General features: G+C 50.0%; 14 protein-coding genes and 1 tRNA gene. 7 read left to right on the forward strand and 8 right to left on the reverse strand.

Annotated elements, in window-relative coordinates; translation table 11 throughout:
* Positions 1–587 precede the first annotated feature (587 nt).
* From FN808_RS16845 to FN808_RS19015, 7 genes are all read right to left on the reverse strand, one after another.
* Positions 588–953, reverse strand: a complete 366-nt coding sequence (locus FN808_RS16845; RefSeq protein ID WP_142715790.1) for a hypothetical protein — start codon at positions 951–953, stop codon at positions 588–590.
* 168 nt (positions 954–1121) lie between these two features.
* Positions 1122–1397 (reverse strand): hypothetical protein, encoded by a 276-nt coding sequence (locus FN808_RS16850; RefSeq protein WP_142715791.1) that lies wholly within the window; start codon positions 1395–1397, stop codon positions 1122–1124.
* A gap of 870 nt (positions 1398–2267) precedes the next feature.
* Positions 2268–3428, reverse strand: coding sequence for a tyrosine-type recombinase/integrase (locus tag FN808_RS16855; protein ID WP_142715792.1), 1161 nt, complete (start codon positions 3426–3428; stop codon positions 2268–2270).
* Positions 3429–3608: 180 nt separating this feature from the next.
* Positions 3609–3682, reverse strand: a tRNA-Arg gene (locus tag FN808_RS16860).
* A 51-nt stretch (positions 3683–3733) separates the two neighbouring features.
* Complete coding sequence (locus tag FN808_RS16865; RefSeq protein ID WP_142715793.1) at positions 3734–4756, reverse strand: RluA family pseudouridine synthase; 1023 nt, start codon at positions 4754–4756, stop codon at positions 3734–3736.
* Positions 4757–4971: 215 nt separating this feature from the next.
* Complete coding sequence (gene mnmC2 / locus FN808_RS16870) at positions 4972–5745, reverse strand: tRNA (5-methylaminomethyl-2-thiouridine)(34)-methyltransferase MnmC2 (protein ID WP_142715794.1); 774 nt, start codon at positions 5743–5745, stop codon at positions 4972–4974.
* A 64-nt stretch (positions 5746–5809) separates the two neighbouring features.
* Positions 5810–6154, reverse strand: a complete 345-nt coding sequence (locus FN808_RS19015) for a hypothetical protein (protein ID WP_185958467.1) — start codon at positions 6152–6154, stop codon at positions 5810–5812.
* 152 nt (positions 6155–6306) lie between these two features.
* Here FN808_RS19015 and FN808_RS16880 point away from each other — a divergent pair, with 152 nt between their 5' ends.
* The 3 genes from FN808_RS16880 to FN808_RS16890 all read left to right on the forward strand — a co-directional run bounded on the left by FN808_RS16880 (position 6307) and on the right by FN808_RS16890 (position 9703).
* Positions 6307–7509 (forward strand): M20 metallopeptidase family protein, encoded by a 1203-nt coding sequence (locus FN808_RS16880; protein ID WP_142715795.1) that lies wholly within the window; start codon positions 6307–6309, stop codon positions 7507–7509.
* 45 nt (positions 7510–7554) lie between these two features.
* Entirely contained in the window at positions 7555–8658 is a 1104-nt protein-coding gene (locus FN808_RS16885) for an NAD(P)/FAD-dependent oxidoreductase (protein ID WP_142715796.1), read from the forward strand.
* Positions 8659–8731: 73 nt separating this feature from the next.
* Positions 8732–9703: an isoaspartyl peptidase/L-asparaginase family protein gene (locus tag FN808_RS16890; RefSeq protein ID WP_142715797.1), complete on the forward strand. Its 972-nt coding sequence runs from the start codon at positions 8732–8734 to the stop codon at positions 9701–9703.
* A gap of 3 nt (positions 9704–9706) precedes the next feature.
* Here FN808_RS16890 and FN808_RS16895 read toward each other — a convergent pair whose 3' ends face one another.
* The gene (locus FN808_RS16895) at positions 9707–10378 is read right to left on the reverse strand and encodes a sulfite exporter TauE/SafE family protein (RefSeq protein ID WP_142715798.1); all 672 of its coding nucleotides are present in this window, start codon (positions 10376–10378) and stop codon (positions 9707–9709) included.
* A gap of 234 nt (positions 10379–10612) precedes the next feature.
* On the opposite strand from FN808_RS16895, the gene FN808_RS16900 reads away from it, so the two are divergent.
* The 4 genes from FN808_RS16900 (at position 10613) to FN808_RS16915 (ending at position 13779) form a co-directional block, all read left to right on the forward strand.
* Positions 10613–10828: a hypothetical protein gene (locus FN808_RS16900; protein ID WP_221930097.1), complete on the forward strand. Its 216-nt coding sequence runs from the start codon at positions 10613–10615 to the stop codon at positions 10826–10828.
* A 20-nt stretch (positions 10829–10848) separates the two neighbouring features.
* Positions 10849–11367: a cupredoxin domain-containing protein gene (locus FN808_RS16905; RefSeq protein WP_142715799.1), complete on the forward strand. Its 519-nt coding sequence runs from the start codon at positions 10849–10851 to the stop codon at positions 11365–11367.
* A complete protein-coding gene (locus tag FN808_RS16910; protein WP_142715800.1) occupies positions 11364–13040 on the forward strand; it encodes a b(o/a)3-type cytochrome-c oxidase subunit 1 in 1677 nt (558 codons plus the stop codon). Before FN808_RS16905 ends, FN808_RS16910 begins: the two co-directional genes overlap by 4 nt.
* Before the next feature lie 160 nt (positions 13041–13200).
* Entirely contained in the window at positions 13201–13779 is a 579-nt protein-coding gene (locus FN808_RS16915) for a hypothetical protein (RefSeq protein ID WP_142715801.1), read from the forward strand.
* Positions 13780–13788 lie beyond the last annotated feature (9 nt).

Raw genomic sequence — 13788 nt, forward strand, 5'->3', positions numbered from 1 at the left:
AGCTACTACAAAAGTAGCGGATTTTGTAGAGATAGTTTTAAAAGGTCGAATACCAAATATGACTAATGTATAGAAAAGATGTCCTCACTTTTAAGTGAAAGTTGCACATTCCCTGTGATTGGAATATGAAATATATCGATGGTTATTGTTTGGTTGTCCTTTTGGATATCAGTATATGGACATTAAGTCTTTCTGCTTTTATCACAATGAAAAACAATACGCTTTTTCAAGCCTTTGATTGTACTGACAAAACCAATTGTAGTAGAAAATATGACTGAAAGAGATGGCGTTTTCATTGTAAGGTTTAAGTCTAACATTAATGAAGAGACCTTTTCAGTGTTTTGGAATAAATTAATTAGGGATAAATGAAAAAGATAAATCCAATATTTTTCTAGATAGAACCATCTTGTTGAGAGTAGTTTTTCTAGATGATTTTTGATCAATAGAAGAGAGATATAGGTGAAATTAACTCTATTTCATCTAGACGAAAGAGGAATTCTACTCTTTCTTTTATGAATGGAATAAGAAAATCTTCGCCAACCCGGGGGATAGTCGTTAAACCATCTATACCAACGATCCAAAGATCATCAAGAATTTTTAACAATCAGATAGATTTCTGTATCCGAAATGGTATAGGCTTTTGGATCAGAGAGTTTGATGCTGAAATCCTCATAGAGATCATTCATTAATCCCATCAATGCAGTTCTTGATAAAGCCAGCTTTTCTAATAGATCTTTTTGATAGGGGAGATGATTATCATCATTATATTCATACTCCGTTAATTCACGTATTAATGAACTATAATTAGGATTCTTTTCAAATAGACGAGTTATCAGAGGTAATTCGGAAACGATAGCAAATATAAGTTCTCGGAATCCTAATTTTTGACGTGACATATAGATTAAGGCTACATCGATATTGGTATTATCCTGGAATCCCTGTTCATTTTTCATGAATGTTCACGGTCCGTGAACAACACTTTTTAATGAACAGGAGCTTCATTGGATTGTTTAATCTAATGTACGCAGGAAAGAGATAGGTTCTTTGTCCCATCTTGTTCCAAGCCATCCCAACTTGATGATATCAGAATCTTTGTATCCATTTAATCCCAGAATATTCCATTACATCCTTTGATTCTCCATTTCTTTAAACCACCAATCAAATTCTTTAGGGTAACGTGGAGCGTGCTCATCGAACCAATTATTGAGTTCGTTATTATAATAATTTGCTTTGTTAAATTGATCTTCAAATCCGGCCAGCGTAAATCCTAAACGTATTGCTAAAATGTAATGGTGGGCTCCGACATTATCATGTGGATTCGTTTTGAACAGTTTTCTGAGTAACTCAGCAGCCTCTTCGTTATTTTCCTGGTCCCATTCGGATAATGCCCTATTCAAGAACGTCCGAATTATATGGTGATTTTCAGTCCAGCCCCAGTACAGGGCATCCGGCTATTCCCTTTTTTATTGGTGATCAACTCAATAGCGTGACCGAAAGCCGTATTTAGATTTTGGGTCGCTTTATTTTGTTTTCGTACTGGTATATCTCATGAAGATACAGATAGGGATCTAAAAAATGGGGATCTTGATCAATAAGTCGTCCCATCAACTTGATTACTTTCTGCTAGTTCATGGACTCTTGATCCATTCGATCCAACAGTTCATGGTATCTTTGCTGGATGGGTCTATTTTTATCTATAAAACCGGGATATTCATAGGATCAATATTGGCTGTCTATAAAACGTACAAGATACGCTATTTGCTGGCCGCATCCGATACTGTAGTAAAAAGTCATGGATTTAATTGGGGCATTTCGGATTCAGGGGATTATTTAAGGCAGGCTGCTTCAAGATTCCGGAATAATAACATTTCTTTCTTATTTTCTTAGATATCCTGATAAAACATTGGGCCGCAATGAAATACCATCTAAGAAATCCTCTAAGATTGATCTTAGTTTTCTAAGACCGATCTTAGACTTCTTAGTTGTTTCTTAGTCGATTTCTTAGATATATTATTATTTTATAACTAACTATTATTATTATACTTATAGAGAGGATGTTTGGTTGTTTTCCAAGCGTCTAAGAAAATAAGACGGTTTTCTGAGATTTAGATAAAAAGCCCAAAAAAGAAGATTTAGATCAAATCTACTTTCAGTATTCAATATCCATATAGCATTTTATGCAGTTGGCTAAAGAAGTAATAATGAACTCTTCCACAGCCAACTGCTTATTGAATATTAGTATAGTTGATAATGCCGGTAGTTGCCATTTAACCCTTTGTTATCATTCCCGTGCGACCGGCTGTTCTAAGTATGTCTTCAGGCACTAGGTGAACATATTTATTGGTTACTTCCAGGCTTTTGTGACCCAACATGTTCTTTGCTTCAATAACATTGAATCCTATACGAAGTAAAAAGGTAGCGCACGAATGACGTAGCCCGTGAAAGTTAATCGACTTTTTTAACCCGGCTTCTTCCGTGGCATAAAATTTGAACCGCTTCGTAATAGTACCTCCGGTTAGGGCTATTTCCTGGTTAGCAGTTGATTTAGGACTTGGGAAAACAAGGCCTTTATCTGGAAGCCCAAGAAAGTCTCTCCATCGGGTTAGCTCTTCGTGTAACGGATCGAAAATGGGAACCACTCGCTCGGAACCGTTTTTGGTGTCAGTGACTCGAATAAAACGTTCCTCTAAGAAGACGTGCTGCCACCGAAGCTGGATAATTTCCTTTCTTCGCAGCCCGGTATAAAAAGCCAGCGTAATTAAAGGGACAAACCAGAATTGCATCTGCTCGTATCCCTGAATCGCTCCTGTCTCTCGATGTTTTTTCTGGTAAGCATGAAATTTTTGGATGATTAGTTTTAGATCTTTCTCATCAATAATCTTATCTACAAAGTTATCCCGTGTTTTGGGGACCGCAACTTTGTCACAGGGATTTTCATCCAGAAATTCCTCCTCAATCATCCAGTTGAAAAAGGATTTCAAGTGGATATAGTAGTTGTTCTTGGAGGCATTTGCCAGATCTGGTCGCAAACAGAATTTCCTAATATCACCGGCATCAATTCTTCTAACGGGCATGCTATATCCCACCTGTTCCATAAACTGAGTAATCACCTGCCGGTAAGCAGTTTTTGTTTTCTCTGTCACGTTGGTCTTTTCGTTGAGGAACTTCTTTAGCAGAGAGTTTAGCACGGGACTCGTAAAAGAAGTCCCTTCCAACTGCTCATATTTTTCGTAATCCTGGAGGTTCCAGTCGTCATCGAAAGGATTTATTTCCCCTTTTTGATACAGCTTTTCATACTTCAGCTTTTTTTGTTCTGCTATCTTTTTGTACTTGGTACCCAAGGCATAAGTTTTTTTAATCTGTTTCCCATCTATGCGCGTGGCAAATACAATAGAGTAGTACTTATTACGCTTTTTTAGGCTGGCCATTTTTCGACATGTTAGTTAATAATGGCGGGTTTTTGTACCCACATATGTACCCACAAGATATGAAAACTGGGTGATTCTGGGAAAACTTTTCCCGAAGGCAAGATTGGTAGCGTGTGTATATACCAACAAGAAACCCCACTAATCGTTAAATAAGCGGGGTTTTTGGGGTAAAAAAAGATGTACGCCTGAGAGGATTCGAACCCCTAACCTCCTGATCCGTAATCAGGTGCTCTATCCAGTTGAGCTACAGGCGCAGCGATTTGAGAAACCAAAGATACGGTACTTTAAGTAACGAGGCAAACAAATTAGTGAGAAAAAGAGGGCTGGCAATTTGGGCGCAGCATGTCGAGCACGTGGGCAAAGTCGTCAGGCAGTTCTGAGTCGAATTCCACCATCTCGCCGGTAGTGGGATGCTCAAAGCCAAGGGTCTTGGCGTGCAGACACTGCCGCTGGAGCGACTTGAACAGGTTGTTGAACATCTGCCGGCGGCTGCCTGTGTTGGGACCGTAACGCACCGAGTCGCCCCCGTATTTCCGGTCGCCGAAGACCCAGTGGTGCTCGTGGGCAAAATGGACGCGGATCTGGTGGGTGCGCCCCGTCTCGAGGCGGGCCTCCACCAGGGTCAGGTGGTCAAAATATTCCAGTACCCGGTAATGGGTTACCGCATGCTTGCCTTTCCCGTCGGGTACCACGGCCATCTTCTTGCGGTCGCTCCGGTTTCGGCCGATGTCGCCGGTGATGGTGCCTTCCTTTTTGTCGGGCGTCCCCCAGATGATGGCCCAGTAGGTGCGTTCGATATCCTTGGTCCTGAAGTATTCGCTGAGCCTGCGGTGGGTCTCGTCGTTCTTGGCAACCACCAGGATGCCGCTGGTGTCTTTATCCAGGCGGTGGACAATGCCGGGCCGTACGGTATCGGAATCAGGATCCGAGAGCTCATCGGTATACCACATGAGGCCGTTGACGAGCGTGCCGGTCCAGTTGCCGTAGGCAGGATGGACGACCCGGCCGGCCTTCTTGTTGACGATGATCAGGTCATCGTCCTCGTAGACAATATCCAGCTCCATCTTCTCCGGTTTGGTTTCCGGCGGCTTTGGAATAGGCAGGTGGATGTCAATCTGGTCGCCGGGCTCCATGTTGTAGGACGATTTTTCAACCTCGCCGTTGACAGTCACGTACCCGCCCTTGATGGCCTTCTGTACCTTGGTGCGCGATACGTTCTGAATAAAGGAGGCGATGTACTTGTCCAGGCGGATACCCGAAGTGTGTCCGTCAGGGACGGTAAAATGGTACTCTTTAAATTCACGGTCGTCATTTTGAGGTTCGTTCATGGGGAAAAATCGTTGATTTGAGTAAATGAGGGGCAAAGTACAAACTTTTTTAAATTTTTTTGTAAGGATTGGGTTCTTTTTGGGTCTTACTACCAGACTACTCATTAAGACAGACGACAACCAAGAGAGAAAGGGCTCCTGCTTCGGCGGGAGTTCTTTTTTCTTCCTTTCACCTGTACCTGCCAGGAATGGTTGCCTTTGGAAGGGAACGGACCTCAGAAATCATTGTCCTCGTAACGCCGGGCCAGCCGTTCTTCATTGACCCGATTCAGCTCGCCCAGCCGTTCAGGGTCGGGCGAGGCAAGGCTCATTTCGCGTTTGCCAAGGGCCCCGGGTGCGCGCGCTACCTTCCAACCGGCCCACGCCATCGCTCCCCGTGCCCTGGAGGCCGCGCAGTAGGTCGAAAGCAGGGTCTTTTTGGTACTGTTGGTTTTGAGTTTTTTAAAAGTCGTGCCGGTCCACAGTTCGCCGTTTACGTCCGGCGAAAACGCATCATGAAAAAGGTAGTCGGCCTGGATGTCGCCGGGATCAAAATCATCAAACAATCCATAGAAGAGGTGAACGGATATGCTATCCAGCAGTTCAATATGGTTCATCCCCGGGCTGATCTGCCCGAAAAGGTCGGCGACGAGGTCGACAGCTTTGGGATGTTGCAGGTGCTGGTCAAAGTTGAACTGTTGTACGGTGCCGGGCTGCAGGGGAAAGCCCTCAATGGAATAATAATCGATATGGGCTTCGGCGTTGGTTTGAAGGTAGTAATCCAACAGCAGCATCAGGTTCAGGCCCGTTCCAAAGCCTACTTCCAGGATGGAAAGGGAGTCGCGGTTCTGCAGGTCATCCACGAGTCCGGTCTGTTCAAAGAAGACATACCGGCTTTCGGCCACCGCCCCATTGGGATTGTGATAGTGCTGGTCAAATTGGGAAGAGTATACGGTATGCGACCCGTCGCCTGTTTCGACGAGTCTGTGGTCGGTCGTTGGTTCTGGCATGGCCGGTAATAGCTGGTTGGAAAATTCATCGTTCGCCGGGCCGGCCGCGATAGCCACCGACCGGCTACATGGAAGATATGAAAATATTGGGCATACTTTTAATCTCGGGCAGTTCGGGTATATGGGCCTTGGGAACCGTGGAATCCAGCTCTTCTTCCAGTTTCTTGAGCTCTTCTTCCAGGTGCTTGAGTTCCTTTAGCTCTTCAAGCTCTTTTAAGTCTTCCAGTTTTTTGAGTTCTTCCAGGTCAAAGATCATGGTTTTGGCCGAACGAATAGAATCGGTATCCATGTGGGGAGCGTGTTTGGGAGTCGGGATTGACGAACCAGCCGGGTTAAACAGGTAGATGCTCAGGGCGATGAAGGCCAGTCCCGCTACGATAATTTCCCATGTTTTGGATCTGCGTTTCATAGGACTAGAGTGATTTTGTTAGTATATATGACTTGGTGTAGAAAATATACGATATTCTGTTTCTATTTGTTGCAAAATAAGTTCATGAACTTTCTGTAAAATGCCTATTTTGGAGAGCTTCTGTCGTTGTAAGCCCAATAATTGTCAAGTCTATGGATTTAAATAAACTGAAAGAGCGAGCCGAACAGTACCTGGATGAGATGACAGCCATTCGCCGTCATCTGCACCGCCACCCGGAACTCAGCTACCAGGAAAAGGAGACCACCCGGTACATTTTGGATAAACTGGATGAGCTGGGCATCCCGGCCGATCGACCGCTGGAGACCGGCTGTGTTGGTGTGCTGGAGGGAGAACGGGGCGGCGACCGCGTCATCGCCCTGCGTGCGGATATCGACGCTCTGCCCATTACCGAAGAGGGAGAACACAAGAAGGGTTTCTTGTCGGAAAACGAGGGGGTTGCCCACTGCTGCGGACACGACGGACACACCGCCAATTTGCTGGGGGCGGCTCACATTCTTTCCGGCTTGAAGTCGGAGATTGAGGGTACGGTGCTGTTTATTTTTCAACCGGGGGAAGAGACCCTGCCGGGCGGCGGACGGCTGCTCTGCGAATCCGGCTATCTGCAGGAGAAAGGGGTGGATGTGATTTATGGGCTGCACTCCAATCCCAATTGGACGCCGGGGAAGATCGCACTCCGCAAGGGGGAGCTTATGGCACGTCCGGACGAGTTTGAGATTGAAATTATCGGCAGGGGCGGGCACGCCGCCTCGCCCCATGAGACGGTGGACCCGATTGTGATGGCCGCGCAGGTCGTACAGCAGATACAGACCATTGTGAGCCGGAGTGTCAACCCCACGGAGCACGCGGTAGTCACCGTGGGAAAGATGTCCGGGGGATCGGCCTATAACATTATTCCCGAGAAGGTTGAGCTGATGGGCACGGTCCGGACTTTCAGTGCGGAGACAGCTGAGCTGATCAAGCGCCGCCTCGAAGAGATTGTGAAGGGGGTGACGGAAGCCGGCGGCGGCCGGTACGAGTTTGCCTTCAACTACGGCTATCCCGCCGTCCGGAATACCGACTGGGCAACGGATATTGTAGTGCGTACCGCCGGCGAGCTGCTGGGTGAAGAGAATGTAGAACAGATGGATGCCCCGCTCATGGCGGGAGAAGATTTTGCTTTTTACCAGCAGCACTTCCCGGGCGTCTTCTTTTTCCTGGGGAGCGGCACTGAGAAGAGCGGTTCGGTCTATTCCTGGCACCATCCCAAATACAATATTGATGAGGACTGTTTTGTCACAGGGGCGGCCCTGATGGCTTCTCTGGTCTTCCAGCCCCTGCCAGCGGATGAGGAATAGGATTTCCAGCAGGGTATATCATGATCCTTGAACAACAGAAGGCTTATGGATGCCGGTCAACATTACTCTTTCTGGGAACGGGAAACCTTTCTGGCCCCCTGTGATCTGATCATCGTGGGGGCGGGCATCACAGGGCTGTCAGCCGGGCTCTTTTTCAAGCGCAACTGTCCGGATGCCCGCGTGATGGTTATGGAACGGGGACTGTTTCCGACGGGGGCGAGTACCCGGAATGCCGGCTTTGCCTGCCTGGGATCCATCACGGAGCACTTGTCCGATCTGGAGAAGGAGTCAGAATCCCATGTGAAGGATCGCATCAGGAGGCGGTACGAGGGCCTCCGGCTTCTGAAGAAAGAGCTGGGCGAAGGGCAGATGGGCTATGACCCCTGCGGGGGCTATGAGCTGTTCCGCTCCACGGCGTCCTTTCAGAAAGCGACGGCTGAGATGGACCGTTTCAACCGCTGGATGGAAGAGATTACGGGGCAGTCTTTGGTCTACGAAGCCCGCGAGCTGGAAGGGTATCCGATGATCTACAACCGCCTGGAGGGGGCGCTGCACCCGGGACGCATGATGCAGGCGCTGATCCGCCGGGCGGTGGAGCAGGATGTGGAGATCAAATGGGGGGTGAGGGTACAGCAAATTGAGGAGGAAGGGGTCCGCCTTGACGACGGTTCTTTGCTAACGGCCTCGCGGGTGCTGGTGGCTGCCAACGGTTTTTCCCACCGGCTGCTGCCGGATATCGGCATAACCCCGGCGCGGGGACTGGTGCTTGTCACCAATGAGCTGAAGCAGCTACCCTGGAAGGGGACGTTTCATCACGACCGCGGCTACATCTATTTTCGCAACATCGGTTCCCGTCTGTTGATTGGCGGGGCCCGCAATGTGGCCGAAGAGGAGGAAGAGACCGATCAGTTTGGCATTAACAGCCGCATTGAGCGTGAGCTGATCCGATTTGTCAGCCGTGTGCTGCGGCTGCAGGAGGGGTGGCAGGTAGAGCAGCGGTGGTCGGGTATTATGGGATTTACGGCCAGCAAGACCCCCATATTACGTCGGGTTAACTCCCATTGTTACGTGGCGGCAGGCCTCAGTGGCATGGGCGTCGCCCTGGGCATGGAAGTGGGCCGAAGGGCGGCCCGGATGATCGAAAGTTGAGGTGTTATTCTCTGTTGCATTTTGTAAACTAAGGGCCGCACGATTTTTATTAACTTATTAGCCTTACAGAGTTATGATTAGCCGAAAAAACTTTTTAAAACTGACGGCTCTCGGCGGACTGGCTCCTCTCCAGCGCTGGAGTGCTCCCCCCTTTTCCGCTTCCGGAGGTGTTAACAAGCCGCTGGTCATTTCGACCTGGAACCACGGCCTTCCGGCCAACGAAGCAGCCTGGGAAGTGTTGAGCCAGCAGGGCCGTGCATTGGATGCAGTTGAGGCCGGCGTTCGCATCCCCGAAGCGGATCCGGAGGTGCGGACAGTGGGCTACGGCGGTTATCCCGACCGCGATGGCTTTGTGACCTTGGACGCCTGCATCATGGATGAGCAGGAACGATGTGGATCCGTGGCGGCCCTGCAGCACATCAAACATCCCATATCCGTGGCGCGAAAGGTGATTGAGGAATCGCCCCATGTGATGCTGGTCGGCGAAGGGGCGCTACAGTTTGCCCTGGGCCAGGGATTTGAAAAAGAAAATCTGCTCACCGAGGCCTCACGGAACGACTGGCAGGAATGGAAAAAAGATGCCGACTACCAGCCGGAAATCAATATTGAGAATCATGATACCATCGGAATGCTGGCCCTGGACAGCAGCGGGAATCTTTCGGGTGCCTGTACTACCAGCGGCGCTGCCTGGAAAATGCACGGACGGGTGGGCGACTCACCGCTGATCGGGGCGGGCCTGTTTGTGGATAATGAAGTGGGGGCGGCCGCCGCCACAGGACTGGGTGAAGAGGTGATCCGCACCTGCGGCACCCACCTGGTGGTCGAGAACATGCGCCGGGGCGACGACCCCGAGACGGCCTGCAGGAAGGCGGTGCAGCGTATCGTGGAAAAGAACGATTCGGTAGAGGACATCCAGGTAGGGTTTATCGCCGTCAACAAAAAGGGGGAATTCGGGGGCTACAGCATACAGCAGGGATTTAACTTTGCCGTGTACGAATCGGGTAACAACCGACTGATTGATGCGCCCAACTGGGCAGCCAGCTGACGGTCACAGGGCCGGGCTGAGAAAGGGGATGCCGAGGTTGAGTCCACGGAGGATGAGGATGATGCCCACGATCGCTATGAAATAGGGTGAGAGCTTCTGCAGGCGCTGCCGGGCAGCAAGGGAGATGAAGCCGCCGGCGAGACTGATCCCCAGCATGGCCGGGAAGGTACCCAGCCCGAAAGCAGCCATGAAAAGTAAGCCCGGCAATATGCCACCGGTTGTTGCGGCGGTAGCCAGGGCCATATAGACAAAACCACAGGGAAGCAGCCCGTTCAAGAGGCCGATCAGGAAAAGAGAGCCCGGGCTGCCGCTTCCGAATAGCCGTTTGATCCGGGCCGTAATATGCTGAGCGTAGTGATTCGGGAGCCCGCCCATCCGGTTGAAAGCAGGGCGCATCTTCTTCCAGAGCGGGCTAAGCAGCAGCAGGCTGCCAACGGCAATAGACAGGCTTTGCTGGTAGCCGCCTATCGATATGATGCGACTCAGAAAACCCACGACACCGCCCAGGGTAGCATAGGTGATCAGGCGTCCCAGGTTATAGAGAAGCCGGGAGGCCAGGAAATGCAGCCTGCCGGGCTGCTTGCGCGGCAGGGAGAGTGCAATGGGGCCACACATGCCAATACAGTGAAAGCTTCCCAGGAAGCCGAAGCCTAAACCTGCTAAAATCCACGCCATAACAGGGGATGAAGTACGTTCAATTCAGGGGGCGCCGGTGCTTTTGGAGATGGATTCAATCGATGGCGTCCCAGTTGTTTAGCACAATATATCTGAAATACAAGAGAAATGTGGCATGCCCTCCAGAAAAAACTGAATCTAAATTGGTTTGCAGGGTTGATCTTGACTCGATTTAGTAGTTACTTGTCTTAAACTATCGGATTGGTACGTTTAACCCTAACCAACATTACTGTCATGCCTGATGAAACCAGTCGTTCTCCGGATTCAACAGCGCCTTCCAAAAGCTGGGAAGAGCGAAACCCAGAGATCGTACGTGAAATATCCATCGATGAATACCAGCCCAAAGGCACAATGACCCTCACCCTTCTTTATCTGTTCATTGTCGTCGTCATGTGGATCTTCATGTTTTTCATTGAATTTGGAGGCAATGCCCCTTCCATTATTGATTAATAATACAAGATAAACTCCCTATGCATATACATAAATTCGAACAGTTTTGGATAAAGTTATCTTTTGGCCTGATAGCTTTTTTCATTGCAACAGTCGTATATGGGTTCGTTTCCATGGATCTAAAAGTTATTGGCGACTATCAGACCATCGATCCCCAGGGACTGGATGCCACGCCCTTCGGGACGCCCGGGGTACGGGAAGTAACCCGGAACGGGGCCACCGAATACGAGGTATATGTGCAGACGCTCCAGTTTGCCTTTGTGCCTGGCACCTCTTCTCCCATTACAGTACCGGCCAACACACGGGTGACCTTTTACATCACCAGCCCGGATGTGTTGCACGGTTTTGATGTGGCAGGCACCAATCTGAATACCATGTCGATACCAGGACAGGTGGCCAAATTCACAACCATTTTCCCGGAAGCCCGGGAATATGGTATCGTATGCAATGAATATTGCGGGCCGGCCCACCACATTATGGAGGGTATAATTAAGGTAGTTCCTAAATCCGAGTTTGATAAAAGTACTCTTGTAGAATGACATTCTTACATCACTATCCCAAAGCTGCTAAAGTTGCCAAAGCAAATTTCATTGTTGCCTTTATTGCCCTTGCCATAGGAGGATTCTTTGGATTCGTCCAGGCGCTACACCGGACGGATGTGTTTCGGGGATTCTTTAATTCCGGGGAATACTATTCCATCCTGACAGGTCACGGTGTGCTGCTCGCCCTTATTTTCACCACCTTCTTTATAGCGGGCCTGTTTGTATGGGGGGTCGCGCGGAGCCTTGACCGGGAGCCGGAAAGCATGGCCTTCAGCTGGGCCTGGTTCTGGCTAATGACGATAGGTCTTGTCATGGCGGCCGTAACAATCATTGGAGGGCTTGTTCCGGGCAGTTCCATCCGGGCGGCTGTGCTCTACACTTTTTACCCGCCCCTTCAGGCCCACCCGGCCTTTTATATCGGCCTGGCGCTGGTTCTTGTAGGGTCGTGGATGGCCGGTCTTGACTGGTTCTGGTCGTACAAGGAGTGGCGCAAGGATAACCCCAACGAGCGAATTCCAATTCTTACCTTCATGGCGCTTTTCACCATGATGATGTGGTATGTTTGTACCATCGGCCTGGCCCTGGAAGTAGTAGGGCTGCTGATTCCCTGGTCGCTGGGCTGGGTCACGGAGATCGAGCCGCTGCTGCCGCGCACCCTGTTCTGGTTCTTTGGTCACGCGGTGGTCTATTTCTGGCTGCTGCCGGCCTACTATGTATGGTATGCCATCCTGCCGAAGCTTTCGGGGGGACGCTTGTTCAGTGATTCCATGACGCGCATTGTCTTTATTATTTTTCTCCTGCTTTCTACGCCGGTGGGGTATCACCACCAGTATGCCGATGCCGGTATTTCGGTAGGCTTTAAATTTTATGCCATGGCAACCACGATGTTGCTTCTGCTGCCAAGCCTGATGACCCTCTTTACGGTGGTTGCCAGTATGGAGCACGGGGCGCGCCAGCGTGGTGGCAAGGGATATTTGAAATGGATTGGCAAGCTTCCCTGGGACAGTCCCGCTTTTGTGGGCTGTGCCCTGGCCGGTATCATGTTTGCCGCCGGTGGCTTCAGCGGGATGATTAATGCGGGCATGAACATTAACCTGCTGATCCACAATACCATCTGGGTTCCCGGACACTTTCATCTGACCGTGGGAACGGCGGTGGCACTGACCTTTATGGCTATCAGTTACTGGCTGATTCCGCAGCTGACGGGCCGGGAGCTGAAATTCAAGAAACTGGCGCTGGTGCAGCCGTATGCCTGGTTCCTGGGCATGACGCTGATGTCCAATGCCATGCACCGGGCCGGTCTGGCGGGCGTGCCCCGGCGTACAGCCGAGCCGCAGTACAGCGGATTTGAGTTTGAGCCCATTTTTGGGACGATGGCCGAGATGGATTGGCAAATTGCCATCGGGGGAACGATTCTGACGATTTCATTAACCCTCTTTCTGTGGGTCATTACGGCCTCCTGGCTGGGCGGAGCCAAGTCTGACAAGCCGGTGGATGATTATATTCCCGAGCCGCTTTCGGGTGTGGAACATACGCCTGCGGTGCTCGATAATATGAAACTCTGGTTTGCCCTGGCACTGATTATTGTACTGTTGGCCTATTCCTTCCCCCTTTGGGAGATGGTCCAGGATGGAATCTTTGAACCGGGCGCCTTGCCACGGCCTTCATAGATCCATACAAATTGGTATCAATCAATTGCCCGGAGTCCTTGTTCTGTCTAAGTACAGGGCGGGGACTCTTTTTTGTTGTATCTTGTATCCTGTGAACGCTATTAACGGCAATCCCGGGTGGAATTACATCTACTGCAATAAGTTCTCATTATAGGCACCTATGGAAGCTAATACGTCCAACCACGACAATGGTTCATCAAGCTCCACCAAACGGCTGGTCAAGATTCTGGTGATCATCGGCATAGGCATTCCCGTCCTCGTGGAACTGTTAACCCTGTTTAACCTGGTGAATGTCCAAATGTTTGAGGATGAGGAGAATGCAAGGCAGCCCGCCTCCGAAGCAGTCGCTGATGTGAGCGCGGTGGCCGAAGGAGATACCCTTTTCAGTGATCAGCTGTACCCGGTGAGGATCAAGGAGATGCGGGTTAGTGTCAGCGCCCAGCAGTGGCGATTTGAGCTGGGACTTGAAGCCATGGATGACGTGACCGCAGATCAGCTGGAAATTGAGATGGACAGTATCCGGTTAGACAGTGACCGGGTGTTGATGGGACAGCAGGTAGCATGGACCGAGGTGCAGCGGCGCCCCGTCAGCGTACGCGGAGAATGGACGTTGCAGAATGGTGATATTCCAGCAGCACTGTATATCGGACTTCGATACTTTGCGGGCACGGATTCCAGCCGGCACCTACAGCGGGAAATTCCGCTTTCTACAATACCGGTGCGCTATACCCGGCAGTAGGGGATCTCT

The organism is Fodinibius sediminis (assembly GCF_900182555.1).
GTDB lineage: Bacteria > Bacteroidota > Rhodothermia > Balneolales > Balneolaceae > Fodinibius > Fodinibius sediminis.

Coding starts and splice junctions, on each gene's coding strand:
- FN808_RS16845 (WP_142715790.1), bottom strand. CDS start 953: ATGAAAAATGAACAGGGATTCCAGGATAATACCAATATCGATGTAGCC.
- FN808_RS16855 (WP_142715792.1), bottom strand. CDS start 3,428: ATGGCCAGCCTAAAAAAGCGTAATAAGTACTACTCTATTGTATTTGCC.
- FN808_RS16865 (WP_142715793.1), bottom strand. CDS start 4,756: ATGAACGAACCTCAAAATGACGACCGTGAATTTAAAGAGTACCATTTT.
- mnmC2 (WP_142715794.1), bottom strand. CDS start 5,745: ATGCCAGAACCAACGACCGACCACAGACTCGTCGAAACAGGCGACGGG.
- FN808_RS19015 (WP_185958467.1), bottom strand. CDS start 6,154: ATGAAACGCAGATCCAAAACATGGGAAATTATCGTAGCGGGACTGGCC.
- FN808_RS16880 (WP_142715795.1), top strand. CDS start 6,307: ATGGATTTAAATAAACTGAAAGAGCGAGCCGAACAGTACCTGGATGAG.
- FN808_RS16885 (WP_142715796.1), top strand. CDS start 7,555: ATGGATGCCGGTCAACATTACTCTTTCTGGGAACGGGAAACCTTTCTG.
- FN808_RS16890 (WP_142715797.1), top strand. CDS start 8,732: ATGATTAGCCGAAAAAACTTTTTAAAACTGACGGCTCTCGGCGGACTG.
- FN808_RS16895 (WP_142715798.1), bottom strand. CDS start 10,378: ATGGCGTGGATTTTAGCAGGTTTAGGCTTCGGCTTCCTGGGAAGCTTT.
- FN808_RS16900 (WP_221930097.1), top strand. CDS start 10,613: ATGCCTGATGAAACCAGTCGTTCTCCGGATTCAACAGCGCCTTCCAAA.
- FN808_RS16905 (WP_142715799.1), top strand. CDS start 10,849: ATGCATATACATAAATTCGAACAGTTTTGGATAAAGTTATCTTTTGGC.
- FN808_RS16910 (WP_142715800.1), top strand. CDS start 11,364: ATGACATTCTTACATCACTATCCCAAAGCTGCTAAAGTTGCCAAAGCA.
- FN808_RS16915 (WP_142715801.1), top strand. CDS start 13,201: ATGGAAGCTAATACGTCCAACCACGACAATGGTTCATCAAGCTCCACC.